Genomic DNA, 26376 nt, shown 5'->3' on the forward strand with positions numbered 1-26376 from the left:
GGTTTCTCACAAGGCTAGATCCTCAGGTGTGAATGTCATCTTGAATGAACGATACGGAGCAAAATCGCTCGGCTTCATTCCCTGCATTTCTGTCAAACGTCCAATATTCTTGACCGCCGCCACTGCCGAAGCATCGAACGGACCATCTCCGCTTGATCTGCCGACGGTAACCGAGGTCACTGTTCCATCCGGCAACATGCCGATTTGCAGCACGACCGTCATGCCTTTGCGTGCCGAAGGGGGACGAGCCCAGCCTTCTGCTGCACGTGCACGAATCAGGTCATCGAAACTGCCAGCGACTTCGTCACCCTGCTCGTCCGCCAGGGCCTGCTGACGTTGCGGCGTGTCGGAAAGCAGATCTGCCAAGGCCTGGGCCTTTTTGTCTTCGGCGGATTTACGAGCCGCTTCCTGCGATTTCTTCTTCGCAGCATCGGCAGCAGCTTTCTTCTTCGCGTCTTCGGCGACTTTCTTTTTCGCCTCTTCAGCGTCAGATTTCTTCTTGGCGTCTTCTGCGGCTTTCTTCTTCGCGTCTTCGACGATCTTTTTCTTGGCTTCTTCAGCGGCCGCTTTCTTGGCCTCTTCTTCAGCTGCCTTCTTGGCTTCTTCTTCAGATTTCTTCTTGGCTATATCAGCCAATTGTTTCTCTTCAGCCTTTTTGGCCTCGGCGGTCTTTTTGGCTTCGTCGGCTTTCTTGGCTTCATCAGCCTTTTTCGCCTCTTCCGCTTTCTTGGTCTCGTCGGCCTTCTTGGATTCTTCGGCTTTTTGAGCCGTATCTTCCTTCTTTTGTTCCGCAGCCTTGATGGCTTCCTGCTCGATCTTCTTCTGCTCCATCTGCTCGACTTCGGTCTGGCGCGCGGCGGATTTCTTCGCCTCACCCGCAATCTTCTGATTGGTCTGGGTGGTCGCCTGACTTTTCGATTTCAGCTGGTACAGGGTCGCCTGGACGATCGGCCTGGCCGGCGGCAGCTCCGGGGTCATGGCAAAACTGACAAACAACATGCCGAACACCAGCACGTGCAAGCCAATCGCCCAGACGCTAGGCCAGAAGTAGCTTTCCGAGGCTGTCGGCTCTCGTTGTTGCCGCATCAGGGCGCCTCGGTAATCAAGCCAACATTACCGACCCCGGCTTTCTGGAGACCGCCCATGGCACCCATGACCGATCCATAATCGACGGTCTTGTCGCCTCGAATGAAGACCTGGGTCTGCTTGCCGCCTTCGGTGCCGGCGCGAATGATCTTGGTCACCGCGTCGGTCATCTGCGGCAAGGTCATGGCCTTGTCCTGCTGTTTCTGGGTATCGACTTCGCTGCCAAGGTTCCAGTAGTAGGTCTTGTCAGCCTTGATCGAAATGGTCAGGACCTGAGTATTGTTGTCCTGCGGCAAGGCTTCGCTGGAAACCTTGGGCAGATCAACTTTCACGCCCTGATTAAGCATCGGCGCGGTCACCATGAAGATGACCAGCAGCACCAGCATCACGTCGATGTAGGGCACTACGTTCATCTCGGCGACCGGCTTGCGCTTTTTGCGAGCTCGAGCGATTAAAGCCATTGGAAATTACCTGCTTATTCTTCGCTGGTGTGCACTTTGCGGTGCAGGATCGCCTGGAATTCATCGGCGAAGGTGTAGTAGCGGCTGATCAGCGTTTCGCTGCGGGCAGCAAACCGGTTGTAGGCGATGACAGCTGGAATCGCGGCGAACAGGCCGATCGCGGTGGCGATCAGGGCTTCGGCGATACCCGGAGCCACGGTGGCCAGGGTTGCCTGCTGCGCAGTGGCCAGGCCACGGAAGGAGTTCATGATGCCCCAGACCGTACCGAACAGGCCGATATACGGGCTCACGGAACCTACTGTCGCGAGGAACGGCAGGCTCTGCTCGAGCTTTTCTTCTTCGCGGGAAATAGCGACGCGCATGGCCCGGGCCACGCCTTCCATGACCGCTTCAGGATCAACCCCTGGCTGCTGGCGCAGACGGGAGAACTCCTTGAAGCCGGCACGGAAGATCTGCTCGACGCCCGAATCCGGATCAGGGTTGCTGCCGGCCTGACGATAGAGTTTGGACAGGTCGATACCCGACCAGAAGCGCTCCTCGAAGCTCTCCAGGGCCCGTCGACCGGCGCGCAGCAAATTGCTGCGCTGAAAGATCATGATCCATGAGGTGACCGATGCGGCTACCAGGATCAGCATTACCAGTTGCACCACGATACTGGCATTGCTGACCAGGCTCCACATGGAGGAATGGTCGACGACGTTAGCTTCCACGCTTTATCTCCTGCTTTGAGTGTGTACCCGCGCCGCTCACGTCGGCAAAGGCCGCACGTAGAGCTTCGGGAATGGCCCGGGGTTTTAAACTTTCAGTGCGCACACAGGCCACCAGAAACTGCCCTTCGCAGAGCAGCACATTATCCGTTGCCCGCCTGACCTGCTGCTTGAAACGCAGGCTGGCACGGTTCAATTCGCTTACTTCAGCGCTTACCAGCAGTTCGTCATCCAGTCGCGCCGGCGCGTGGTAACGCGCTTCGCTGGAATGCACGACGAATAACAGGTCCTCCCCTGCCAGCTGGGATTGGGCAAAGCCCAGCTCCCGGAGCCGCTCGGTTCGAGCCCGTTCCATAAACTTGAGGTAATTAACGTAATACACGATGCCACCCGCATCGGTGTCTTCGTAATAAACGCGACAACGATGTGCGAAAGGCCCAAGCCCGTTTTGCGCGCGCATACTCTAGTGCTTACTCCTCAGGTTGCCAATCCGGCCAGGCAACTGTTTTTCATTGTTCTGCGGCTTTATCGCGAAAGCACGGTCCTCAGACAGCACAAACCCCGAATTGATCAGCCCGCAACGTGATTAATCGTCAACTGCATCGAGGGATTCGTCTACCACGGGCATCTCACCCAATCGTGACGGGATGTTTAAACCGAAGTGCAGGTACGCATGCCGGGTCACCACCCGCCCCCGGGGGGTGCGCATGATGTAGCCCTGCTGGATCAGGTACGGTTCCAGGACATCCTCGATGGTATGCCGCTCTTCGCTGATGGCTGCGGCCAGGCTGTCGACACCCACTGGGCCACCGTCGAACTTCTCGATCATGGTCAGCAGCAGGCGCCGGTCCTGATGGTCGAAGCCGCGCTCGTCGACATCCAGCAGGTTCAAGGCCAGGTCGGCGATCGGCTTGGTGATGTGCCCCTTGGCGCGAACTTCGGCGAAATCCCGCACCCGCCGCAACAGGCGGTTGGCGATACGCGGTGTACCCCGGGCACGGCGGGCGATTTCGAAGGCACCTTCCGGGTCGAGCGGCAGGCCAAGGATGTTCGCCGAACGACCGACAATCGTTGCCAGGTCCGCCGTGTTGTAGAACTCCAGGCGCTGCACGATACCGAAGCGATCCCGCAACGGATTGGTCAGCATGCCGGCTCGCGTCGTGGCGCCCACCAGGGTAAATGGCGGCAGGTCGAGCTTGATCGAGCGCGCGGCCGGGCCTTCGCCAATCATGATGTCCAGCTGGAAATCTTCCATGGCGGGGTACAGCACTTCTTCGACAATCGGCGACAGCCGATGGATTTCGTCGATGAACAGCACATCGTGAGGCTCAAGATTGGTCAACAGTGCGGCCAGGTCGCCCGGACGCTCGAGCACGGGGCCCGACGTGCTCTTGATCGAGACCCCCATTTCCTGGGCGATGATGTTGGCCAGGGTGGTTTTACCCAGACCCGGAGGACCAAAAATCAACGTGTGGTCCAGGGACTCGTTGCGTCCGCGTGCGGCCTGGATGAACAGTTCCATCTGCTCGCGGACGGTCGGCTGGCCGATGTATTCGGCCAGGCTGACCGGACGGATAGCCCGGTCCTGGACCTCTTCACGGTCCCGTGGGCCGGGTGCAGCTGTAATCAGACGATCCGCTTCAATCACTTAGATCATTCCCTTCAGGGCACGACGTATCAGGTCTTCACTGCTCAAACCTTTCTCCTTGATAGCGGAAATCGCCTTGCTGGCCTCCTGGGGCTTATAGCCCAGTGAAATCAGCGCGCTCACCGCGTCAGTTTCGGCACTGGCCACCGCAGCCACATCCGGGCCACCGGGCTGGTTCGGTACCAGGGCAAACATCGCCGGCACCGTTTCCCAAGCCTTGAAGCGATCCTTGAGCTCAACCAGCAGGCGCTCGGCAGTCTTCTTGCCCACGCCCGGCACCTTGGTCAACGCCGAGGTGTCCTGGGACTGCACGCAGCGCACCAGTTCGTCGACTTCCAGGCTCGACATCAAGGCCAGCGCCAGTTTTGGCCCCACACCATTGAGACGGATCAACTCACGAAAAAAGTCTCGCTCGCGCTTGCTGGCAAAGCCATAGAGTAACTGCGCGTCTTCACGTACGACCAAATGGGTGTGCAGCGTCAGCGGTTCGCCGACCGACGGCAGGCGATACAACGTGGTCATGGGTACTTCCAGCTCATACCCCAGTCCATTTACATCCAGAATCAGGTGCGGCGGCTGTTTTTCAGCCAATGTGCCGCGCAAGCGTCCAATCACGTTTCAGATCCTTGAGCGTTGGCCAGTACAGGGCTGGCGACTGACAGGCCAAGGGCTTCACGCCGACAACACAGGCGCAGGACCCCTGGTCCTGGAAAAGATGTGCTGATGCTATCAGAGACGCAGGCGCCCGCCACGACTGCGTGCCGTTCCCAGACCATGGGGCAGCAGGCTGGAGCGGGTGTGAGCATGGCAAATCGCAATGGCCAGGGCATCCGAAGCATCGATTTGCGGCTTGCTGGTCAGTTTGAGCATGTGCATCACCATCATCTGCACCTGCTCCTTGTTTGCCGCGCCGGTACCGGTGACGGCCTGCTTGACCTGAGTCGCTGTGTATTCGGCAATTTCCAGGTTTTCCTCGGCACCGGCAACGATCGCTGCACCGCGGGCCTGACCCAGTTTCAAGGCCGAGTCGGCGTTACGTGCCATGAACACCTTTTCGATGCCCATGGTGATCGGGCCGTACGTCTGGATGACTTCGCGCACGCCGCGATAGACGATTTGCAGGCGCTCGTGCAATTCACCGGAGCCGGTGCGAATGCAGCCCGAGGCCACGTAGACACAGCCGCGCCCGGTATCAGATACCACGCCATACCCGGTAATGCGCGAACCGGGGTCGATACCAAGAATTAGAGTCATAACGCCTGCGCAAGGAGATCGCGGTACCTCAGGATATCCCCGTGGGAGCTGCCGAAGGCTGCGATCTTTTGATTTTGGATCTTAAAGTCAAAAGATCGCAGCCTTCGGCAGCTCCTACAGGTTTAGCGTAGGGCCTTGCAAAGACAGCGATCTTTTATATGGACATCAACCCAGCTGTGCGGCAACCGATTCCGGGATGTCCGCGTTGGAATAGACGTTCTGCACGTCATCCAGGTCTTCGAGCATGTCGAGCAGCTTGAGCACCTTCTCGGCACCCTCAAGGTCCAGCTCGGCACTGGTGGTTGGCAACATCACGATTTCTGCGTCATCACCTTTGAAACCGGCCGCTTCCAGCGCGTTGCGTACGGAGTAGAACCCTGCGAACGAGGTGAATACGTCAATGGAACCGTCTTCGTTGGTGACCACGTCATCAGCGTCGGCTTCCATCGCCGCTTCGATCAACGCGTCTTCATCGACGCCCGGCGCAAAGGAAATCTGGCCCTTGCGCTCGAACAGGTAGGCCACCGAGCCATCGGTGCCCAGGTTGCCCCCGCACTTGCTGAACGCATGGCGAACTGCGGCGGCGGTGCGATTGCGGTTGTCGGTCATGCACTCGACCATCACTGCCACGCCACCTGGGCCATAACCTTCGTAGGTCAGTTCAACCATGTCGTCGGTATCGGCAGCACCCGCGCCGCGCGCTACGGCGCGATCGATGATGTCGCGACTCATGTTCGCACCCAGGGCCTTGTCCAGCGCCAGGCGCAAGCGCGGGTTGGAACCCGGGTCAGCGCCGCCCTGGCGGGCAGCAACCGTCAGCTCGCGGATCCACTTGGTGAAGATCTTGCCTTTCTTGGCATCCTGACGTTCTTTGCGGTGCTTGATGTTCGCCCACTTGGAATGACCCGCCATAACTCGCTCCGAATTCACTTTGAAACGTTGCCCGCCACGCGAACTGCGCCAGCCAGCAACCAAAAATCTCGACCTAAAGAAAAGGCGCACCCCATAAGGATGCGCCTTGACGACCCGCTTTACTCGGCTTTCGGCGTTTCGCGCAGACGAATGTGCAATTCGCGCAATGCCTTGGCATCGACTGCACCCGGAGCCTGAGTCATGACATCAGCCGCGCTCTGGGTTTTCGGGAACGCAATCACTTCACGGATCGACTGGGCGCCGGTCATCAGCATGACCAGGCGGTCCAGGCCGAAGGCCAGGCCACCGTGGGGCGGTGCACCGTACTTCAGGGCGTCAAGCAGGAAGCCGAATTTCTCTTCCTGTTCCGCTTCGTCGATGCCGAGCAGGCGGAACACCGTCTGCTGCATTTCCTTGCGGTGGATACGGATCGAACCGCCACCCAGCTCGGTGCCGTTGAGCACCATATCGTAGGCACGGGACAGAGCGGTCGCCGGGCTGGCTTCGAGCTCTTGTGGCGTGCACTTCGGCGCGGTGAACGGGTGATGCAAGGCACTGAAGCTGCCGTCGTCGTTCTCTTCGAACATCGGGAAGTCGACGACCCACATCGGCGCCCACTCGCAGGTCAGCAGGTTCAGGTCGTTGCCGACCTTGATCCGCAGCGCGCCCAGGGCTTCGCTGACGATCTTGGCTTTGTCGGCACCGAAGAACACGATGTCGCCGTCGACCGCGCCAACGCGATCAAGGATCACATTGAGGTTGGCTTCAGGGATGTTCTTGACGATAGGCGACTGCAGGCCTTCGACGCCTTTGGCGCGCTCGTTGACCTTGATGTACGCCAGGCCCTTGGCACCGTAGATGCCGACGAACTTGGTGTAGTCGTCGATCTTGCTGCGCGGCATGCTCGCCCCGCCCGGTACGCGCAAAGCTGCGATACGGCTTTTCGGGTCATTGGCCGGGCCGCTGAACACCTTGAAGTCGACTTCCTTGAGCTGGTCGGCAACGTCAACCAGTTCCAGCGGGTTACGCAGGTCCGGCTTGTCGGAACCGTAACGACGCATGGCCTCTTCGAAGGTCATGTGCGGGAAGTCGCCGAATTCCAGATCCAGCACTTCCTTGAACAGGTTGCGGATCATCTGTTCGGTGATGCCCATGATCTCTGTTTCATCGAGGAAGCTGGTCTCGATGTCGATCTGGGTGAATTCCGGCTGGCGGTCAGCCCGCAGGTCTTCGTCACGGAAGCATTTGGCGATCTGGTAGTAACGGTCGAAGCCGGCAACCATCAGCAATTGCTTGAACAGCTGTGGCGATTGCGGCAAGGCGAAGAACGAACCGGCGTGCGTGCGGCTCGGCACCAGGTAGTCACGCGCGCCTTCAGGCGTGGCGCGGGTCAGGATCGGTGTCTCGACGTCGAGGAAGCCGTTCTCGTCCAGGAAGCGACGGATGCTGGTGGTCATGCGCGAACGCAGACGCAGCTTCTCGAGCATTTCCGGGCGACGCAGGTCGAGGAAGCGATAGCGCAGGCGGGTTTCTTCGCCAACGTCGGAGAACTCGTTCAGCGGGAACGGCGGAGTTTCCGACTCGTTCAGCACTTCAAGTTCGTAGCCCAGCACTTCGATCATGCCCGACGCCATGTTGGCGTTGGTGGCACCGGCCGGACGCAGGCGCACCTTGCCGGTGACCTTGACCACATATTCGCTGCGCACGCGGTCGGCGACGGCGAAGGTTTCAGCGCGGTCCGGGTCGAACACCACCTGGGCCAGACCGTCACGATCACGGATATCGAGGAAAATCACCCCACCGTGGTCACGGCGACGGTGAACCCATCCGCAAAGGGTAATTTCCTGGCCGTCCAGGCTTTCGTTCAGTTGGCCGCAATAATGGCTGCGCATCATGGTAATGGTTTCACTTCTCGTAATTCGAAATTCGGTAGGAGGTCTTGCCCATCTCAGGAGCTGGATGATGCAGGAGCTCGCACGTGTCGTTCAACTCGGACCCTGGAATCTAGTCAGCTTTGTCGCCGCCGGCCAGGTTCTTCTTGGAGCCGGTCTTGAAATCGGTTTCGTACCAGCCGGTGCCGCTGAGGCGGAAGCCCGGCATGGACAGCATCTTCTTCAGCTCTGGTGCCTGGCACGCAGGGCAGTCGACCAGCGCCGGAGCGCTGATCTTTTGAATGGCTTCCAACTGATGACCACAGGAAGCACATTGATAGTCGTACATCGGCATGGGGGTTGTCTCGGCGATCAGATTGCTACCGCAGACTCGGGGTTTTGCGGCAAAGAGCGGGATTATATCCATTAAATGCAGCCAGTGCAGCCGTAAGACTGCACAGACCGACACTCTGCAACTTTCACCCTGCCGCCCCGGTCAATGGGGCGCTCGACGAGCAAGCCCGCGCCTGTGCAAGCGCAGGAAAAATGGGATATCCAGATGACTTTTTAACCACCCTCGCAGGATTTTACTGCAACTGCAGGGAGATCATGGATGACGGTCCTGCTCCGTACAGTTTCCTGCAACACCCGGTGCAAAATCGTTCGAGATGAAGGGTGTCGGACTACGCACGGGTGACACCCCAGGATGCCAGCCGTGCGCACGCGCCTTATTGATCCAGCAAGGAACGCAGCATCCACGCGGTTTTTTCGTGAACCTGCATGCGCTGGGTCAGCAGGTCGGCAGTCGGTTCGTCACTGACCTTGTCGAGCAGTGGGAAAATACCCCGCGCGGTGCGGGTGACGGCTTCCTGACCGGCAACCAGCTGCCGGATCATGTCCTCGGCATTCGGCACACCCTCTTCTTCCTTTATGGAAGACAGGCGCGCATAGATGGAATAGGCACCCGGTGCCGGAAACCCGAGGGCGCGAATGCGCTCGGCGATCGAATCCACGGCCAGGGCCAACTCGTTGTATTGCTCTTCGAACATCAGGTGCAGGGTCCGAAACATCGGCCCCGTGACGTTCCAATGGAAGTTGTGGGTTTTCAGATAAAGCACATAAGTGTCCGACAGCAGGCGCGACAGTCCGTCGACGATGGACTTGCGGTCTTCTTCACTGATACCAATATCAATTGCCATGCGGTTCCCCTAAAGGTGATTGATTCCATCCAACAGGTGCAGGGACCACTCTAGCAAGGCTGTCGCCACACCGCAGCACCGGATGGCCAGTCCCCGTGCGACAAATTGCCCGCATGACGCCGCTGGACTGCCTGATTTGAGTAGCCACAAGCTTTGCTGTTAAATAGGCAGTGTGTCGCCAGCGTCTATTTTTCCGGACGCTGCGCATAGGCTGACTTCGGGTACGTGCCCAACGCCTCTTATTGTTCTGAAGCGAACCGTGCTCCGTCAGCTCTTCCTTGTGATCCGTCTTAACGTGAGTTAATCAAAATGTTGAAAATCGTCCACCTGCTAATGGGCGCAGCAGCCTTGCTGCTGTCCTTCATCCCTAGCCTGCGATCCGAAGCTGTTCCTTACCTGCAACAACCCGATGCACTGTACCTGGCCTTTTTCGGCCTGCTCAACCTTACCCTCGCGCCTGTCATTCCCTACTGGAACAAAGGCCCGCGTCATCAACTGCAGAACCTGGTCAGCGCCTTGCTGGTCCTGGCTGTCGTATTGCAGACACTGACGCTTCTTGCGGAGATTGTATTTGTCTCCGGTCAACCCAACGTGCTGTTCAGCCTGGCTGCTGCCGTCATTGCCGTCCTCCTGCACCTGGCGATCAGCTTCTACAAATCTTCACCGGCCGCCGCTTCGCCCAGCTACGACATGACCAACCGCGATACCGGCACCGTCAAGTGGTTCAACACTTCCAAGGGTTTTGGCTTTATTTCCCGTGACTCCGGCGATGATATCTTTGTGCATTTCCGGGCCATTCGTGGCGAAGGTCACCGCGTCCTGGTCGAAGGCCAGCGCGTGGAGTTCTCCGTGATGAATCGCGACAAGGGCCTGCAAGCCGAAGACGTGATCGCGGCTCTGCCGCGCCGCTGATTCCCGGCTGAAAAAAACCGCGAACAGCCCGGCTGTTCGCGGTTTTTTTATGCCTACCCTTTAGTAATGGGGCGGCGGGGCTTCTTCTTCGGAAGACTCGAACTGCCCGACCATTTCCTCCTGACGTCGAATCAGGGCCGCCATCTGCAGCTGCAGCCGCTCGACGACGACCTGCTGCGCCACCAGTACATCGTTGAGGGTGTTAATGGTGTCATCCTGAAATGCCAGGCGGCTTTCCAGGTCATTGATGCGCTCCTCAAGACTCATGATTCAACCCTCCAGAAACGTGAAATCTTCAGTTAACACCCGCTGCAGCCGTTCGCGGATAGCTGCCACCTGCTCGGCACTGTACGGCACGGCCGGATGTTTGCCCCAGACCGGGGCCGGCCAGGCAGCGTCTTCGCGCTTGCGCACGATGACATGCATGTGCAACTGGCTGACTACATTACCCAGCGCTGCAATGTTCAGCTTGTCAGCGTCGAACGAGTCCTTCAGCGTCTGCGCCAACGCTGTAGTCTCCTGCCACAGCTGCAGCTGATCAGCGACATCCAACTGAAATATCTCGCTGATATCCTCGCGGCGTGGCACCAGGATGAACCAGGGGTAATTCGAATCGTTGGACAAGAGCAGCCGACAGAGCGGGAAATCCCCTATCGGTAAGGTGTCTTGTTGAAGTCGTGAATCCAAGGCAAACACTGTGCGCACTCCGGCAGATGATCATTTACAACCTGGCCACATCTTCAACGACGCTTGACCAGGCGACAGTTGAGCAGCATACCTGCGAACGTCGCTCGCATCACGACCATCGACGACGGCAGGCAGCACGCTCCGACATGGGCCTTTTCTGTGCAAGACGCACCATTTCAGCACGAACCAGGAAGGCGAAAGCGCTGAAGTGACTGATTATCAAGGCGACGTTCCAAACCACATCATGGCCGCGCTGAGTGAATTGCGCACAGTGCTGCAAATTTTTTGCACCAAAACCGCACATTGCGTCTACGCTGATGGGTCGGGGATCCACCTTTTACTCACTTGCGGGGTGAACCGGTAACATTTTGACTTGTCGCGCTGGTAGCCAGAACGGTGAAACACGATGCCAATCCCGGCGTCAAGCTCGAACCTCGGGGCACGAACCCCCCGGTTTTATGAGGCCTTTACGGCTTTTGGCGATATTTCAGAAAAAAAACAGACAGATTTCCGATTTGAGCACGCTTGTTGCATTCACACCCACATCGCCTTTTGCGCCTCCGCTGGAAGTGGAAGCCGCCAGGCATATAAAAACAGTGGCAAGGTAGCCCGATGGAGATTCACTCGTTTCACCAGGGACTCTTTTTACCGATGCTCAGGCCCTGGAAAACAACAAACAAGTTGTCAGTCCTCTTGCATTGGGGCTGTAAATTTGCGACATCTACCCAGCTGTTTGCGACAGGGTCGTAAAGATGCTGAAAGGTTAGATGCGCAAGTATCGCCAACATGGTCGGCGTGATATAAGTTTGCGCCGACACAAAAAGAAAGAGCCGCCCAGATAATAAAACAGGTGGGACGGCAGTACTCTTCTAAAACCAAAGGAGCAAATCACGATGCGCGTGATGAAGTGGAGCATGATCGCACTGGCAGTTGCAGCAGCAGCCAGCACTCAAATGGCTACGGCCGCACCTTTCGTAGGCGACCAGGCCGAAGCCAAAGGTTTTGTTGAAGACAGCACTTTCAACGTGCTGCTCCGCAACTACTACTTCAACCGTAACAAGAAAGACGGCGCAGTCGATGACAAAGACTGGACCCAGGGTTTCCACGGTGTGTTCAACTCTGGCTACACCCAGGGCACCGTGGGTGTTGGTATTGACGCTTTCGGTTACCTCGCCATCAAACTGGACGGTTCCGACAAGTACTCGGGTTCGGGTAACCTGAGCACCAACGCTGCTGGCGAAAACAATGACAGCCAGGGTAAAGCAGGCGCTGCACTTAAAGTTCGCATCTCCAAGACCGAACTGAAAGCGGGCGACATGCAGCCTAGCACCGCACCAGTATTTGCTGTTGGCGGTTCCCGTATCCTTCCGCAAACTGCCAGCGGTTTCCAACTGCAAAGCAGCGAGATCAAAGATCTTGACCTCGAAGCCGGTCACTTCTACTCGGCGACCAGCCAGGACAAAAACGGCCGTGACGGCGGTCTGTGGGCCAACTACGCTGGCGTCGAAGCTGACACCATCAACTACGGTGGTGCCAAATACGGCATCAACGAAAACTTCAGCGTATCGCTGTACGGCGCTCAGCTCGAAGACATCTGGAACCAGTACTACGCCAACGCCAACTACACCATCCCTATGGGTGGCGATCAGTCGGTGAACCTGGACGGTAACATCTACCGCACAGACGATTCCGGTAGTGCTGAAGCAGGCGACATCAGCAACACCGCGTTCTCCCTGGCAGCTGCTTTCTCGTTCCTGAAAGCGCACACCCTGACCGTTGGCTTCCAGAAAATCAACGGCGACACCCCGTTCGACTACGTCGGCGTGGGTAAAAACAACCGTGGCGGCGACTCGATCTTCCTCGCCAACTCCATCCAGTACTCTGACTTCAACGGTCCTGGCGAGAAGTCGGCCCAAGTACGCTACGACCTGAAAATGGCCGAGTACGGCGTTCCTGGTCTGAGCTTCATGACCCGTTACGTGAAAGGTTGGGACATCGACGGCTCCAACGCTCCGGTGAATGGCGCTTACGCTGGCCTGTACGGCGAAGATGGCAAACACCACGAAACCAACGTTGAAGCCAAGTACGTAGTACAAAACGGCCCGGCTAAAGACCTGTCGTTCCGCATTCGTCAAGCATGGCACCGCGCCAACGCTGACCAAGGCGAAGGCAGCATCGACGAGTTCCGCCTGATCGTTGACTACCCGCTGTCGATCTTGTAATCGAAAGCTGTTAGTTAGCTCTAGATAAAAAAAGGCCCATCTTCGGATGGGCCTTTTTTATTGTTTGCAGCTTATGCCTGTTACTGCACGGCCCCTTCCTGAACCACTCGAATCACCCGTTGCGGAAACGGAATATCGATACCAGCGGTTTTAAGACGATCCCGGGATTGCTCGTTGAACATGAACATCACGTCCCAGTAATCAGCAGTCTTGACCCAAACGCGCAGGGAAACAGTAATCGAACTGTCGCCCAGGGTGGAGATGACCGCTTGTGGCGCCGGCTCAGCCAATACGCGTTCGTCCTTCGCCAGGTCGAGCAACACTTCACGGGCCTTTTGCAAGTCCGCTTCGTAATCCACGCCCACATCGAACACGACTTTGCGGGTTGGCTGACGGTTGGTGTTGGTAATGATGCCGTTGGACAAGTTGCCATTGGGCACGATGATGGTCTTGTTATCACCGGTACGCAGCACAGTATGGAAAATCTGGATACTGTCCACGGTACCCGAAACACCCTGCGCTTCAATCCAGTCACCGATCCGGAACGGACGGAACAGCAAAATCAACACCCCGCCGGCAAAGTTCGCCAGGCTGCCCTGCAATGCCAGGCCGATGGCCAGGCCTGCCGCACCGATCGCCGCGACAAAGGAGGTGGTTTCCACGCCAATCATCGACGCGACGCTGACGATCAGCAACACTTTCAGGATGATGTTCGCCAGGCTGCTGATGAAGCCCTGCAACGCCAGGTCGGCGTTACGCAGTGCCAGCAGGCCGCCGAGTTTCTGCGTGACCTTGTTGATCAGCCACCAGCCGATGGCCAGGGTAATGATGGCGAGCAGCACGCGGCTGCCGTATTCCATGATCATTGGAATCCAGGCTTGGGACGCCTTGACCAGGTTGTCCACTTCAGCATTCAAATCCATTGTTGCTCTCCTTCGAAATCAATCGCGGAAGTTGTTGAACTGCAGCGGCATGTCGAAGGTTTTGGCGCGCAGTGCGGCGATAGCCTCCTGCAGATCGTCACGCTTTTTCCCGGTAATGCGTACTTGCTCGCCCTGAATGGCGGCCTGCACCTTGAGCTTGGCATCCTTGACGTGGGCGACGATCTTCTTCGCCAGCTCCTTGTCGATGCCTTCCTTCAGTACGGCTTCCTGCTTCATCAGCTTGCCCGATGCATAGGCGTCCTTGACCTCAAGGCACTGCACATCGATTTTGCGCTTGACCAGTGCCAGCTTGAGGATCTCAATCATGGCTTCAAGCTGAAAATCGGCTTCTGCGGTCAGGTTGACGGTCAGGTCTTTTTCCTTGAATTCGAAGGTGCCCTTGCCTTTCAGGTCATAGCGGCGATCGAGTTCCTTGACGGCGTTTTCGACCGCGTTGGTGACTTCGTGTTTGTCCAGTTCGGATACCACGTCGAACGACGGCATGTAATCTCTCCAGTAAAAGGGGTGCCCATGGAGCACGCCTGGCTTGCGGTTAAAATCCGCGCTGATTATAACGGGTCTTTCCGATCATTCACTGCGAGCCTCCGATGCGCGTCATAAACAGAGCAAAAAGCTGATGTCGACCACCTGGCACATCCTCGGTGCGGGCAGCCTCGGCACCCTATGGGCCACTCGTCTGGCTCGGGCCGGGGTGCCGGTCACGCTGATTGTGCGAGATCAGGCGCGACTGCAGGCCTACGAGGCGCAAGGCGCGCTGACCCTGGTCGAACATGGCGAGGCGCGCAGCTACCCGATCCCGGCGCAGACACCGGACAGCGCCGAGCCAATCAGGCGCCTGCTGGTCGCCTGCAAGGCCTATGACGCCGAGAGCGCCGTGGCCCAACTGGCGCCGCGCCTGGCACCCGACGCCGAGTTGATCCTGCTGCAAAATGGGTTGGGCAGCCAGGACGCCGTTGCCGCCCGGGTTCCCCACGCTCGCTGCCTATACGCTTCAAGCACCGAAGGGGCGTTTCGCGACGGCGACTGGCGAGTGGTCTTTGCCGGCCACGGCTATACCTGGCTGGGGGACGCCAGCCACCCGGTGCCGCCGATCTGGCTGGATGATCTGACAGCCGCCGGCATTCCCCATGAATGGAGCACCGACATCCTGACCCGGCTGTGGCGCAAACTGGCGCTCAACTGTGCGATCAATCCGCTCACCGTCCTGCACCAGTGCCGCAATGGCGGGCTTGAAGCGCATCATTGCGAAGTCGCCACACTCTGCGGTGAACTGAGCGAGCTGCTCCAACGCTGCGGCCAGCCGGCTGCCGCCGAGGATTTGCAGCAGGAAGTAGAGCGCGTGATCCACGCCACTGCGGCGAATTACTCGTCCATGTACCAGGATGTCGACAGCCAGCGGCGCACCGAGATCAGCTACCTGCTGGGTTACGCCTGTAAAGCCGCGCGCCGGCACTCGCTGCACCTGCCACACCTGGAGCAGCTCGAGTCGCGCCTGATCGCCCATCTGCAAAGCCTTGGATTGCCCAGCGACTAAGCAGCGGCTACGCTGGCCACTTGTTCCTTTGCAGCGACGAACCTGATGCCATTGCGCCAGCGCCTTGAAAACCTACCGGTCGGTCAGAAATTGCTGGCCGCCCTGTTGGTGCTGTTGACCACTGTTCTGCTGGTCGCCAACCTGACCTTTATCAGCGCCGCTTATTATATTTCCCAGGAAAGCATGGCGCCCCAGGCCTTGCAGACCATCGGCCGCCTGGTGTCCAACCCCAGCCTGATCTCCGACGCCTTGCAGTCACCACAAAGCGCCGAACGCCTGCTCAACGAGCTCAATAGCTATTCGCCTCTGCGGGCAGCCGCCCTCTACGATGGCAAAGGCCAGCGCCTGGCGCAGTTGCAACAGGGGGAAAAGCTCAAGTTGCCAGAGCACTACCGGCACATCGAGTCCTGGCAAGCCACCGAATTTCGCAGCAACCAGGTGATCACCCTGCCCCGCCCCGGCACAGCGCCTGGTCACTTGCTGCTGGTTGCCAGCAGCGAACTGCCGATGGCGTTCTACACCGGTACGCTGACGGCAAGCCTGGGGATCCTGATCTTCAGCATCCTGTTGTGGCTGGTGATCGCCCGGCAGATCAAGCGCCTGATTACCCGGCCGATCCATCAGCTGGAAGAGTTGTCCCGGCAAGTCACAAGGGAAGAGAACTACGCCCTGCGCGCCTCTCGCGGCAACCATGACGAAATCGGCAGCCTTGCCGAGGCGTTCAATACCATGCTGTCGCGGATCGAAGCGCGGGAGCAGCAGCTCAAACGCGCCCGTGACGACTCCCAGGCCGCCTACGACCAGGCTCAGGGGCTGGCGGAAGAAACCCGCCATACCAATCGCAAACTGGAACTGGAAGTGCAGGTTCGCAGCAAGATCGAGAAAAAGCTCACGGGTTTCCAGAATTACCTCAACAGCATCATCGACTCGATGCCCTCGGCGTTGATTGCCCTGGATGAACAGCTTTACGTCACCCAATGGAATCAGGAGGCCAGCGCGCTGTCCGGGACTCGCCTGGACGAGGCCCTGAACCAGCCGATCTTCCTCGCCTTCGAACCGCTAAAGCCGTATTTGCCGCAGCTCAAGCAAACGGTCGAACAGCACACGGTGGCCAAGATCGAGCGGGTGACCTGGGTCAAGGATGATGAAGCCAGGCATTACGCCCTGACGTTTTATCCACTGATGGGCGGCGCGGGTCGTGGCGTGGTCATCCGTATCGACGACATCACCCAGCGTCTCTCGCTGGAAGAAATGATGGTGCAGTCAGAGAAAATGCTCTCAGTCGGCGGCCTGGCGGCGGGTATGGCGCATGAGATCAACAACCCCTTGGGCGCCATCCTGCACAACGTGCAAAACATCCGCCGGCGCCTGTCCCCGGAGTTGCCGAAGAACCTTGAACAGGCCGAGCACATCGGCATCGAACTGGAAACCGTGAACCAGTATCTGGTGGCTCGTGAAGTGCCGCAACTGCTCGACGGTATCCAGCAGGCTGGCGCCCGCGCGGCGAAAATCGTGACGCACATGCTCAGTTTCAGCCGGCGCAGCACCCGGCAAATGGCGCCCTGCGACCTGCCGGCGCTGATTGATCAGGCAGTGGAAATCGCTGGCAACGACTTCGACCTGGCGATCGGTTTCGACTTCAAGGGGCAGGCGATCATTCGTCAGTTCGACCCGCAGCTCGGCCCGGTCCCCGGCACCGCCAACGAGCTGGAGCAGGTGCTGCTCAACCTGCTGAAAAATGCCGCCCAGGCCATTCATCAGCGCGAGGACGACCGTGAACCGGGGCGGATCATCTTGCGCACCCGCCTGAACCCGCCCTGGGCGGAGATCCAGGTCGAGGACAACGGCATCGGCATGAGCGAGAGCGTGCGCAAGCGTACTTTCGAACCGTTCTTCACCACCAAGGAAATCGGCCAGGGGACCGGGCTCGGTTTATCGGTGTCGTACTTCATCATCACCAACAACCACAAGGGCCAGATGGAAGTGCAATCGACCCTCGGCCAGGGCACCTGCTTCACCCTGCGCCTGCCCTTGGCGAGCACTGCGCTCGTCTCTCAGGAACTCAATCAGCTATAGAGGTAACCCATGGGCTTTCGCTTGTCGAAAATCTACACCCGCACTGGCGACAAAGGCGAAACAGGCCTCGGCGATGGTCGCCGAGTGCCCAAGGACCATCCACGAATTGAAGCAATTGGTGAGGTTGACACGCTAAACAGTCAGGTTGGTGTGCTGCTGGCGGGATTGGCGCAGGAAACTGCTGCGTATCCTGGGCTTAATGAAGTGGTCGAGGTGTTAGCGCCTTGCCAGCACCGCTTGTTCGACCTCGGCGGCGAACTGGCAATGCCTGAGTATCAGGCTCTGAACATGACAGAGATCGAGCGCCTGGAGGCGGCGATCGATGTATGGAACGAAGAACTGGGGCCGTTGGAGAATTTTATTTTGCCCGGCGGTTCGGCGCTGATTGCCCAGGCGCACGTGTGCCGCAGCCTGGCGCGCAGTGCGGAACGGCGCTGTCAGCATTTGAATGCGACTGAGCCGCTGGCCGGGGTCGGGTTGGCTTACATCAATCGGTTGTCGGATTTGCTGTTTGTGATGGCAAGGGTCATTGCCAGGCGCCAGGGGGTTGCGGAAATCTTGTGGCAGCCGGCGGTGAAGCCCACAGAAGCGTAGCGCCTGTTCGGGCGCCATCGCTGGCAAGCCAGCTCCCACAAGTTTTGTCGTGTGCACAACATGTGTGAACGACACCAAACCCTGTGGGAGCTGGCTTGCGAGCGATGAGGCCAGCAGCCTCAATACACAATCAAGCCTCAGGCCAGAACGCGCGGATCCCCGCCACACCCTGCGCCCCAGCTTCCCAAGCCTGCTGCCGCTCAGCCGGGCCCACGCCACCCAGCAGGAACACCGGTTTGCTGAACCCTTCGATCAAGCTCGCCGCCTGCTGCCAACCCAGCGGCTGGGCATCCGGGTGGGTCTGGGTCGGCTGTACCGGCGACAGGGTGACAAAGTCCACGCCCATCTGCTCGGCCAACGCCAGCTCCTCTGCGTTATGACAGGACGCCGCCAGCCAGCGCGACGCCGGCAGCGGTCGACCCGCTGCCGCGTATTTGCGCAGTTGGGCGGCCGTGATATGCCAGCCGGCCGAGGGGAAATCACCCAGCCACTCGAACGGCCCCTTGATCATCAACTGCGCCTTGCCCGCACACAGTCCCGCCGCATCCACCGCCAGATCCCGGTATTTGGGATCGTAGCCGTTTGGTGCGCGCAGCTGGATAAGCTTGATGCCGCCTGCGATGGCTTTCTGGATACCGCGCAATAGTGCCGGGGTCTCCAGATCTTCAGGGGTGATCAGGTATTCGGCCGGCAAACGCGCAGCCGCGACGATCGGCTGGTTGGCCGCCGGAAATTCGTAGTCCAGCAGGTCCCGCGGAGCCACCCAGGCCAGCGGCTGGCCTTCGGCCCCATGCGGCTCACCGGTAAACGCCGAGACTTCCCAGACATCCAGCAATACTTGCTTGTCAGGATAATCGTGGCGGACCTTGATCAGCGGGCGCGCTGCGCCGACCACAATTCCCAGCTCTTCATGAAGCTCGCGAGCCAAGGCGGTTTCGACGGACTCGTCAGCCTCGACCTTGCCACCCGGGAACTCCCAAAGACCGCCCTGGTGCTGGGTATCGGCGCGCCGGGCGATCAGGATCTTGCCACTGCTGTCACGAATAACCGCAGCCGCTACATGTACGCGTTTCACTGCCCAACCTCCTTCAGACCTGCTTTCTGCCAGGCCTTGAACGCTGGCCATTGGTAGATCGTATCGATGTAGGCCTCATCCTCGGCCGGTACTTTCACCTGATAGGTGCGCAGGCGCACAGCAATCGGGGCGAAGAAAGCATCGGCCAGGCTAACCTTGCCAAACAGGAACGGACCGGCGTCGGACGCAGCGGCCCGGCACTGCGCCCATAACGCCAGCACTCGTTCGATGTCCTCCTGGACTTCAGTCGGAGCCGACACCAGTGGCGCGTCGCGGCTGAGGTCAAACGGCATGTTGGCCCGCAGGGCGAAGAACCCGGCGTGCATTTGCGCGCAGGCCGAGCGGGCCTGGGCCCGGGCCGCTACATCGCTGGGCCAGAGCCCAGCATCCGGGAACTGTTCGGCCAGGTACTCGGCAATCGCCATGGAATCGGCGATGGTGCCATGTCTGGTTTTCAGCAGCGGGACTTTGCCGGTCGGCGAGTGTTTGAGCAGGCGTTCACGGGTGTCCGGCTGGTTCAGCTTGATCAGTTCTTCGCTGTAGGGGGCTTTGGCCAGATCAAGCGCCAGCGCGCCGCGCAAGGACCAGGAGGAATACAATTTGTCGCCGATGATCAGGTGGAGGCTCATGTTCGGGACCCTTGGATAAGAGGTATGGGCCAGATTTTTCAGCTTCTGGTTGACCGTCATCGCGGGCAAGCCCGCTCCCACAGGGTCAGCGCAATCCTGTGGGAGCGGGGCTTGCCCGCGATGGGCCGGGGTCGCGTTCGACCGACCCGGTCTGGCTTAAGTACGGTACTCAGCGTTGATCTTTACATACTCATGAGACAGATCTGTGGTCCAGATCGTCTCGCTGCACGCGCCGCGACCCAGTTCGATCCGGATAGTGATTTCTTCCTGCTGCATCACCGCCGCACCCTGGGCTTCGGTGTAACTGGCCGCACGGGCGCCGTGGCTGGCGATGCACACTTCCCCGAGGAACACGTCGATCTTGCTCACATCCAGATCGGGCACACCCGCGCGGCCAACGGCGGCCAGGATACGGCCCCAGTTCGGATCGGAAGCAAACAGTGCAGTCTTGATCAGGGGCGAGTGAGCCACGGTGTAACCGACGTCCAGGCACTCCTGGTGGTTGCCGCCGCCATTAACCTGGACGGTGACGAACTTGGTCGCGCCCTCGCCATCACGAACGATCGCCTGGGCGACGTCCATGCACACTTCGAACACGGCCTGTTTCAGCTTGGCAAACAGCTCGCCTTCGGCGCGGGTGATTTCCGGCAGCGCCGCCTGTCCGGTGGCGATCAGCATGCAGCAGTCGTTGGTCGAGGTGTCGCCGTCGATGGTGATGCGGTTGAACGACTTGTTGGCGCCGTCCAGCAGCAGGTTTTGCAGCACTTCACGGGACACTTTGGCGTCAGTGGCGATGTAGCCCAGCATGGTCGCCATGTTCGGCCGAATCATGCCAGCACCTTTGCTGATGCCGGTGACGGTGATGGTCACGCCGTCATGGTCGAACTGGCGGCTCGCCCCCTTGGGCAAGGTGTCGGTGGTCATGATGCCGGTGGCGGCAGCTTCCCAGTTGTTGACCGACAGGTCGTCGAGCGCAGCCTGCAAGGCGCCTTCGATCTTCTCGACCGGCAGCGGTTCGCCGATCACCCCGGTGGAGTACGGCAGCACCAGGCGGGCATCGACGCCGGTCAGCTCTGCCAGCTTCGCGCAGGTGCGCTCGGCGGCGGCCAGGCCAGGCTCGCCGGTGCCGGCGTTGGCGTTGCCGGTGTTGGTCAGCAGGTAACGCACCGGGCCTTGCACTCGCTGCTTGGCAAGAATCACCGGTGCGGCGCAAAAGGCGTTCAGGGTGAACACGCCAGCGACCGTCGAGCCTTCGGCACAGCGCATGACCACGACATCCTTGCGCCCCGGGCGCTTGATGCCGGCCGAAGCAATACCGAGTTCAAAACCGGCAACCGGGTGCAACGTTGGCAAAGGACCAAGACCAACAGCCATGAATGCGCTCCTTAAAAATAGTCATCGCCGACGCAGATGATCGGCGGTATCAAATGGCAAAACGCCGCGACGGCTGATGCCGGTCGCGGCGCGGGTATTTCAGCGTGCTGAACGGGTTTTACTGGATCTGCCCGTGGCAATGCTTGAATTTCTTGCCCGAACCGCAGTAGCACAGTTCGTTACGGCCCAGCTTCTGTTCGTTACGCACCGGCGCGGTGGCGAGGGCAACATCGACCTCTTCACCCAGCAGTTCCGGCTGCTCCAGACCTGGCGGCTCGTCGTGCTGGAATTGCATGCGTGCGGCCAGAGCTTCGGCTTCCTGGCGCAGGCGTTGCTCTTCTTCGACCGGATCTTCGCGACGAACCTGTACGTGAGACAGCACACGAATCGAGTCGCGCTTGATCGAATCCAGCAGCTCGGAGAACAGCGTGAACGACTCGCGCTTGTACTCTTGCTTCGGGTTCTTCTGGGCGTAGCCACGCAGGTGGATACCATGACGCAGGTGATCCATGGTCGACAGGTGGTCTTTCCACAGGTCATCCAGTACGCGGAGCACAATCTGCTTCTCGAAGGTACGCAGCGCTTCGGCGCCAGCCTGGTCTTCTTTCTCGTGGTACGCGGCGATCAGCTCGTTCATCAGCTTCTCGCGCAGGGTCTCTTCGTACAGGTGATCGTCTTCGTCGAGCCACTGCTGGATCGGCAAGGCAACACCGAAATCACTTTGCAATGCAGCCTCAAGACCGGCCACGTCCCACTGCTCTGGCAGCGACTGTGGCGGAATGTGCGCGCTGACGGTGGCGTTGAGCACGTCCTGACGGAAGTCAGCGATGGTCTCGCCGATGTTGTCAGCGGCCAGCAACGTGTTACGCATGTGATAGATCACTTTACGCTGTTCGTTGTTGACGTCGTCGAACTCGAGCAGTTGCTTACGAATATCGAAGTTGCGGCCTTCTACCTTGCGCTGGGCCTTTTCGATGGCGTTGGTCACCATACGGTGCTCAATCGCTTCGCCAGGCTGCATGCCCAGGGCTTTCATGAAGTTCTTCACCCGATCAGAGGCGAAGATACGCATCAGGCTGTCTTCCAGCGACAGGTAGAAGCGGCTCGAACCGGCATCACCCTGACGGCCGGCACGACCGCGCAACTGGTTGTCGATACGGCGCGATTCGTGACGCTCGGAAGCGATGACCTGCAGGCCACCGGACTCCAGCACTTGCTGGTGGCGTTTTTGCCAGTCGGCCTTGATCTGGGCGATCTGCTCAGGGGTCGGATTCTCCAGCGAAGCCACTTCCACTTCCCAGTTGCCGCCCAACAGGATGTCGGTACCACGACCGGCCATGTTGGTGGCGATGGTCAGTGCGCCTGGGCGACCGGCCTGGGCGATGATCTCGGCTTCCTTCTCGTGGAACTTGGCGTTCAGGACCTTATGCTCGATGCCTTCCTTGTTGAGCAGATTGGACATGTGCTCGGAAGTTTCGATGGTTGCAGTACCCACCAGCACCGGACGGCCCTGGGTCATGCATTCCTTGATGTCGTTGATGATCGCCGCGTATTTTTCGTCGGCGGTCAGGAACACCAGGTCGTTGTAGTCCTTACGTGCCAGCGGACGGTTTGGCGGAATCACCATGACCGACAGGCCGTAGATCTGGTGGAACTCGAACGCTTCGGTGTCTGCCGTACCGGTCATGCCGGACAGCTTGTTGTACAGGCGGAAGTAGTTCTGGAAGGTGGTCGATGCCAGGGTCTGGCTTTCGGCCTGGATGTTCAGCTCTTCCTTGGCTTCGATGGCCTGGTGCAAGCCTTCGGACAGACGACGACCCGGCATGGTACGACCGGTGTGTTCGTCGACCAGCACAACCTGCCCGTCCTGCACGATGTATTCGATGTTGCGATGGAACAGCTTGTGCGCACGCAGACCGGCATAGACGTGGGTCAGCAGGCCCAGGTTATGTGCCGAATACAGGCTTTCGCCTTCGGCCAGCAGACCGACGCGGGTGAGCATGTCTTCAATGAACTGGTGACCGGCTTCGTTGAGCTCGACCTGACGCGTCTTCTCGTCGACGGTGTAGTGGCCAGCTTTGGTGACTTCGCCTTCTACTTCCTCGACGTGCAACTCCAGTTGCGGGATCAGTCGGTTGATCTCGACGTACATCTTGGAGCTGTCCTCGGCCTGACCGGAAATGATCAGCGGGGTACGGGCTTCGTCGATGAGGATGGAGTCGACTTCGTCGATCACGGCAAAATTGAGTTCGCGCTGGAATTTTTCTTCCATGCTGAACGCCATGTTGTCGCGCAGGTAGTCGAAACCGAATTCGTTGTTGGTGCCGTAGGTGATGTCGGCGGCGTAAGCCAGGCGCTTCTCTTCCGGCGGCTGGAACGGCGTGACAACGCCGACCGTCAGGCCGAGGAATTCGTAGAGCGGACGCATCCAGTTGGCATCACGACGGGCCAGGTAGTCGTTCACGGTCACAACGTGCACGCCCTTGCCGGACAGCGCGTTCAGGTAAACGCCCAGTGTTGCCACCAGGGTCTTGCCTTCACCGGTACGCATTTCCGCGATCATGCCTTCATGCAAGGTCATGCCGCCGATCAGCTGGACATCGAAGTGGCGCATACCCATGACGCGCTTGCCGGCTTCGCGGGCGACCGCAAAGGCTTCAGGCAGCAGCTTGTCGAGGGTTTCCCCTTTGGCGATGCGGGCCTTGAACTCGTCTGTCTTGGCACGCAATTGATCGTCCGAAAGGGCCACCATTTGCTCTTCGAAGGCATTGACGAATTGCACCGTCTTGAGCATGCGTTTGACTTCACGCTCGTTCTTGCTTCCAAAAAGTTTCTTTAACAAAGGCGCAAACATATCGGCAGGATCTTCCACACTAAAGGGATGGAGGGCGGCCCCGTGAGTCGCCCGAGCAGCCCTCATGGCCGCATGCGAACGAGCATTCTACCCGGAAACGATGGAGAGGAAAGTGGCGTTATTCCACGATGCTGGCACAGCGCTGTGACGGGGCTCACTTACAATAAGGCCTTTTCTGCCAGTTTCAACCCGGATAAGTACGAAGTTAATCATTGATTTAATGGATAAAGCGTCGCCAGAACGATGGATGAGGTACGGCCAGGCCTTTCTGCTAAGATGGCTGCTCTGTTACTTCAGGTGTCTGATCATGGCATTTCGCCCTCTCACGGCCAGAGCACCCGCCGTTCTGCTTCGCGAAGCCAAACCGCTTAAAGCCATCTTTGGTCACGCTCAACGCCTGGGTCATCTGCAGCGCCTGCTGGAAAGCCAGCTGCAGCCTGCCGCCCGGGAACACTGCCATGTGGCCTCCTGGCGCGAAGGCAGTCTGCTGCTGATCGTGACCGATGGGCATTGGGCGACCCGGCTGCGCTATCAGCAGAAGCGTTTGCAGCGTCAGTTACAAATGTTTGACGAATTTGCCAGCCTGACGCGGATTCTGTTCAAGGTACAGCCGCCCACCGTTCAGCAAGGTGCTGCGGGGCATACCATCAGTTTATCGACCGATGCAGGCGCAACCATTCAGGCCACGGCCGACGGAATCAGCGATCCGAATCTCCGGGCAGCGCTGGAACGGCTGGCGGCTCACGCCAAACCAAAGGTTTAACGGCAAGATCAAAAGATCGCAGCCTTCGGCAGCTCCTACGTAGGAGCTGCCGAAGGCTGCGATCTTTTGCTTTTAGCGGCGTTTGTTGCCTCCCAGCAGCGACCCCATCAACCCCCGCACCAACTGCCGCCCCAGTTGATTGGCCGCCTGACGCATCGCCGACTTGAGCGCCTGACCCGCCGCCGTGCCAAGGAATTCCCCGGCCTTGTCGGTGAAGCTTGGCTCTTCAGCGCCTGCCTTGCCCGGCGTGGCTTCAGGCTCCGGCGCCAAGCCCTTGCGTCCCATCAGCACTTCGTAGGCTGACTCGCGATCGATCGGCTTGTCGTAACGGCCTTTGAACGGCGAGCCGGCGATCAGCATCGTGCGCTCGGTCTCGGTCAGCGGTCCGATCCGCGACTGCGGCGGCGCTACCAGCACCCGTTGCACCATCGCGGGGGTGCCTTTGTCCTGCAAGGTGCCCACCAGCGCCTCGCCGATCCCCAATTCGGTCAGCACCGACAAGGCATCAAACGCCGGGTTGGGACGAAAGCCCTCGGCGACCGCACGCAGGGATTTCTGCTCCTTGGCGGTGAACGCGCGAAGCCCATGTTGCACACGCAAGCCCAACTGGGCCAGCACGTCATCCGGCAGGTCACCCGGCGACTGGGTCACAAAATACACCCCCACGCCTTTGGAGCGGATCAACCGCACCACTTGCTCCAGGCGATCACGCAGGGCCTGGGGAGTACCGGCGAACAGCAGGTGCGCCTCATCAAAAAACAGCGCCAGCAGCGGTTTGTCTGCATCCCCGCGCTCGGGCAATTGCTCGAACAGTTCAGCCAGCAACCACAACAGGAACGTGGCGTAGACCTTCGGCGCTTCATGTACCAGGCGGCTGGCGTCGAGCAGGTGAATGCGCCCGCGACCCTCGGCGGTCGGTTGCAGGATGTCTTCGAGCTGCAACGCGGGCTCACCGAACAGCGCTTCGGCGCCCTGCTGTTCAAGCGTTGCCAGGCGGCGCAACAACGCCTGGCTGGAACCGGTGGTCATCAGCGCGGCGTCGTCTCCCAGCAACTGCGGATGATCGCGCAGGTGATTGAGCAGCGCCTTCAGGTCTTTGAGGTCCAGCAGTAGCAGGCCTTCCCGATCCGCGACCTTGAACGCGGCATACAGCGCCGACTGCTGGCTGTCGGTCAGTTCCAGCAGGCTGCCCAGCAGCAACGGGCCCATTTCACTGAGGGTGGTGCGCAAAGGATGACCGGACTTGCCGTGGATATCCCACAAGGTCACCGGATACGCCTGGGGCTGGTGATTCAGCCAGGGCATGCCGGCGATGCGCTCGGCGATCTTGCCCTGGGGATTACCGGCAGCCCCGAGCCCGCACAGGTCGCCCTTGATATCGGCGGCGAACACCGCCACCCCGGCGTCGCTGAAGGCTTCGGCCAGGCGTTGCAAGGTGACCGTCTTGCCGGTCCCGGTCGCCCCGGCGACCAGGCCATGACGATTGGCCAGGCGCATCGCCTGGGCGATAGGGCTACCAGCGAGATCAGCACCAATAACAAGTTGCGAGGAGTCAGGCATTTCGTCACCCATGG

General features: G+C 59.4%; 26 protein-coding genes. 6 read left to right on the top strand and 20 right to left on the bottom strand.

Going from position 1 to position 26376, the window contains the following annotated elements; translation table 11 throughout:
* Positions 1-6 precede the first annotated feature (6 nt).
* The 11 genes from tolA to UB23_RS05060 form a co-directional block, all read right to left on the bottom strand.
* A complete protein-coding gene (gene tolA, locus UB23_RS05010; RefSeq protein WP_045058226.1) occupies positions 7-1086 on the bottom strand; it encodes a cell envelope integrity protein TolA in 1080 nt (359 codons plus the stop codon).
* Positions 1086-1538, bottom strand: a complete 453-nt coding sequence (gene tolR / locus UB23_RS05015; RefSeq protein ID WP_163019479.1) for a protein TolR — start codon at positions 1536-1538, stop codon at positions 1086-1088. Before tolR ends, tolA begins: the two co-directional genes overlap by 1 nt.
* 23 nt (positions 1539-1561) lie before the next feature.
* Complete coding sequence (gene tolQ, locus UB23_RS05020; RefSeq protein ID WP_017340467.1) at positions 1562-2257, bottom strand: protein TolQ; 696 nt, start codon at positions 2255-2257, stop codon at positions 1562-1564.
* Entirely contained in the window at positions 2247-2714 is a 468-nt protein-coding gene (gene ybgC, locus UB23_RS05025) for a tol-pal system-associated acyl-CoA thioesterase (protein WP_045058228.1), read from the bottom strand. Before ybgC ends, tolQ begins: the two co-directional genes overlap by 11 nt.
* Positions 2715-2840: 126 nt before the next feature.
* The gene (ruvB, locus tag UB23_RS05030; RefSeq protein ID WP_045058229.1) at positions 2841-3902 is read right to left on the bottom strand and encodes a Holliday junction branch migration DNA helicase RuvB; all 1062 of its coding nucleotides are present in this window, start codon (positions 3900-3902) and stop codon (positions 2841-2843) included.
* Positions 3903-4517 (bottom strand): Holliday junction branch migration protein RuvA, encoded by a 615-nt coding sequence (ruvA, locus tag UB23_RS05035; protein WP_045058230.1) that lies wholly within the window; start codon positions 4515-4517, stop codon positions 3903-3905.
* Positions 4518-4631: 114 nt separating this feature from the next.
* Positions 4632-5156 carry a crossover junction endodeoxyribonuclease RuvC gene (gene ruvC, locus UB23_RS05040; protein WP_045058231.1) on the bottom strand — a complete coding sequence of 175 codons (525 nt, stop codon included), beginning with the start codon at positions 5154-5156 and terminating at the stop codon, positions 4632-4634.
* Positions 5157-5321: 165 nt separating this feature from the next.
* Positions 5322-6068: a YebC/PmpR family DNA-binding transcriptional regulator gene (locus UB23_RS05045; protein ID WP_045058232.1), complete on the bottom strand. Its 747-nt coding sequence runs from the start codon at positions 6066-6068 to the stop codon at positions 5322-5324.
* A 119-nt stretch (positions 6069-6187) separates the two neighbouring features.
* Entirely contained in the window at positions 6188-7963 is a 1776-nt protein-coding gene (aspS, locus tag UB23_RS05050; RefSeq protein WP_045058233.1) for an aspartate--tRNA ligase, read from the bottom strand.
* Positions 7964-8072: 109 nt separating this feature from the next.
* Complete coding sequence (locus UB23_RS05055) at positions 8073-8294, bottom strand: FmdB family zinc ribbon protein (protein ID WP_045058234.1); 222 nt, start codon at positions 8292-8294, stop codon at positions 8073-8075.
* Between the two features lie 373 nt (positions 8295-8667).
* Complete coding sequence (locus UB23_RS05060) at positions 8668-9138, bottom strand: Dps family protein (protein ID WP_045058235.1); 471 nt, start codon at positions 9136-9138, stop codon at positions 8668-8670.
* A 309-nt stretch (positions 9139-9447) separates the two neighbouring features.
* On the opposite strand from UB23_RS05060, the gene UB23_RS30560 reads away from it, so the two are divergent.
* Positions 9448-10050, top strand: a complete 603-nt coding sequence (locus UB23_RS30560; protein WP_045058236.1) for a cold-shock protein — start codon at positions 9448-9450, stop codon at positions 10048-10050.
* 60 nt (positions 10051-10110) lie between these two features.
* Here UB23_RS30560 and UB23_RS05070 read toward each other — a convergent pair whose 3' ends face one another.
* Together UB23_RS05070 and UB23_RS05075 are read right to left on the bottom strand one after the other, a co-directional pair.
* On the bottom strand, positions 10111-10317 hold the full coding sequence (locus tag UB23_RS05070; protein ID WP_045058237.1) for a SlyX family protein: 207 nt from the start codon (positions 10315-10317) through the stop codon (positions 10111-10113).
* Between the two features lie 3 nt (positions 10318-10320).
* Positions 10321-10746: an HIT domain-containing protein gene (locus UB23_RS05075; RefSeq protein ID WP_045058238.1), complete on the bottom strand. Its 426-nt coding sequence runs from the start codon at positions 10744-10746 to the stop codon at positions 10321-10323.
* Between the two features lie 884 nt (positions 10747-11630).
* Here UB23_RS05075 and UB23_RS05080 point away from each other — a divergent pair.
* Positions 11631-12959, top strand: coding sequence for an OprD family porin (locus tag UB23_RS05080; RefSeq protein WP_045058239.1), 1329 nt, complete (start codon positions 11631-11633; stop codon positions 12957-12959).
* Positions 12960-13039: 80 nt separating this feature from the next.
* On the opposite strand, the gene UB23_RS05085 is transcribed toward UB23_RS05080, so the two are convergent.
* Together UB23_RS05085 and UB23_RS05090 are read right to left on the bottom strand one after the other, a co-directional pair.
* Entirely contained in the window at positions 13040-13882 is an 843-nt protein-coding gene (locus UB23_RS05085; RefSeq protein WP_045058240.1) for a mechanosensitive ion channel family protein, read from the bottom strand.
* An 18-nt stretch (positions 13883-13900) separates the two neighbouring features.
* Positions 13901-14386, bottom strand: a complete 486-nt coding sequence (locus tag UB23_RS05090; protein ID WP_007906601.1) for a YajQ family cyclic di-GMP-binding protein — start codon at positions 14384-14386, stop codon at positions 13901-13903.
* 133 nt (positions 14387-14519) lie between these two features.
* Between UB23_RS05090 and UB23_RS05095 the strand changes: the two genes are divergently transcribed.
* From UB23_RS05095 to UB23_RS05105, 3 genes are read left to right on the top strand one after another with little or no spacing between them, the layout of a single operon-like run.
* Positions 14520-15437, top strand: a complete 918-nt coding sequence (locus tag UB23_RS05095; RefSeq protein WP_045058241.1) for a putative 2-dehydropantoate 2-reductase — start codon at positions 14520-14522, stop codon at positions 15435-15437.
* 45 nt (positions 15438-15482) lie between these two features.
* The gene (locus UB23_RS05100) at positions 15483-17513 is read left to right on the top strand and encodes a sensor histidine kinase (protein WP_045058242.1); all 2031 of its coding nucleotides are present in this window, start codon (positions 15483-15485) and stop codon (positions 17511-17513) included.
* 9 nt (positions 17514-17522) lie between these two features.
* On the top strand, positions 17523-18107 hold the full coding sequence (locus UB23_RS05105) for a cob(I)yrinic acid a,c-diamide adenosyltransferase (RefSeq protein ID WP_045058243.1): 585 nt from the start codon (positions 17523-17525) through the stop codon (positions 18105-18107).
* Between the two features lie 130 nt (positions 18108-18237).
* Here UB23_RS05105 and UB23_RS05110 read toward each other — a convergent pair whose 3' ends face one another.
* The 4 genes from UB23_RS05110 to secA all read right to left on the bottom strand — a co-directional run bounded on the left by UB23_RS05110 (position 18238) and on the right by secA (position 24039).
* Positions 18238-19182, bottom strand: a complete 945-nt coding sequence (locus tag UB23_RS05110; protein WP_045058244.1) for a Nudix family hydrolase — start codon at positions 19180-19182, stop codon at positions 18238-18240.
* The gene (locus UB23_RS05115) at positions 19179-19811 is read right to left on the bottom strand and encodes a glutathione S-transferase family protein (protein WP_045058283.1); all 633 of its coding nucleotides are present in this window, start codon (positions 19809-19811) and stop codon (positions 19179-19181) included. The genes UB23_RS05110 and UB23_RS05115 overlap by 4 nt, the downstream gene beginning before the upstream one ends.
* Positions 19812-19967: 156 nt before the next feature.
* Entirely contained in the window at positions 19968-21185 is a 1218-nt protein-coding gene (argJ, locus tag UB23_RS05120; RefSeq protein WP_045058245.1) for a bifunctional glutamate N-acetyltransferase/amino-acid acetyltransferase ArgJ, read from the bottom strand.
* Between the two features lie 118 nt (positions 21186-21303).
* Positions 21304-24039, bottom strand: coding sequence for a preprotein translocase subunit SecA (secA, locus tag UB23_RS05125; RefSeq protein ID WP_045058246.1), 2736 nt, complete (start codon positions 24037-24039; stop codon positions 21304-21306).
* A 307-nt stretch (positions 24040-24346) separates the two neighbouring features.
* Here secA and UB23_RS05130 point away from each other — a divergent pair, with 307 nt between their 5' ends.
* Positions 24347-24802, top strand: a complete 456-nt coding sequence (locus UB23_RS05130) for a DUF721 domain-containing protein (protein WP_007945864.1) — start codon at positions 24347-24349, stop codon at positions 24800-24802.
* Between the two features lie 72 nt (positions 24803-24874).
* Here UB23_RS05130 and UB23_RS05135 read toward each other — a convergent pair whose 3' ends face one another.
* Entirely contained in the window at positions 24875-26362 is a 1488-nt protein-coding gene (locus tag UB23_RS05135) for a helicase HerA-like domain-containing protein (protein ID WP_045058284.1), read from the bottom strand.
* Positions 26363-26376 lie beyond the last annotated feature (14 nt).

Source organism: Pseudomonas sp. ES3-33 (assembly GCF_000952175.1).
Classification (GTDB): domain Bacteria; phylum Pseudomonadota; class Gammaproteobacteria; order Pseudomonadales; family Pseudomonadaceae; genus Aquipseudomonas; species Aquipseudomonas gregormendelii.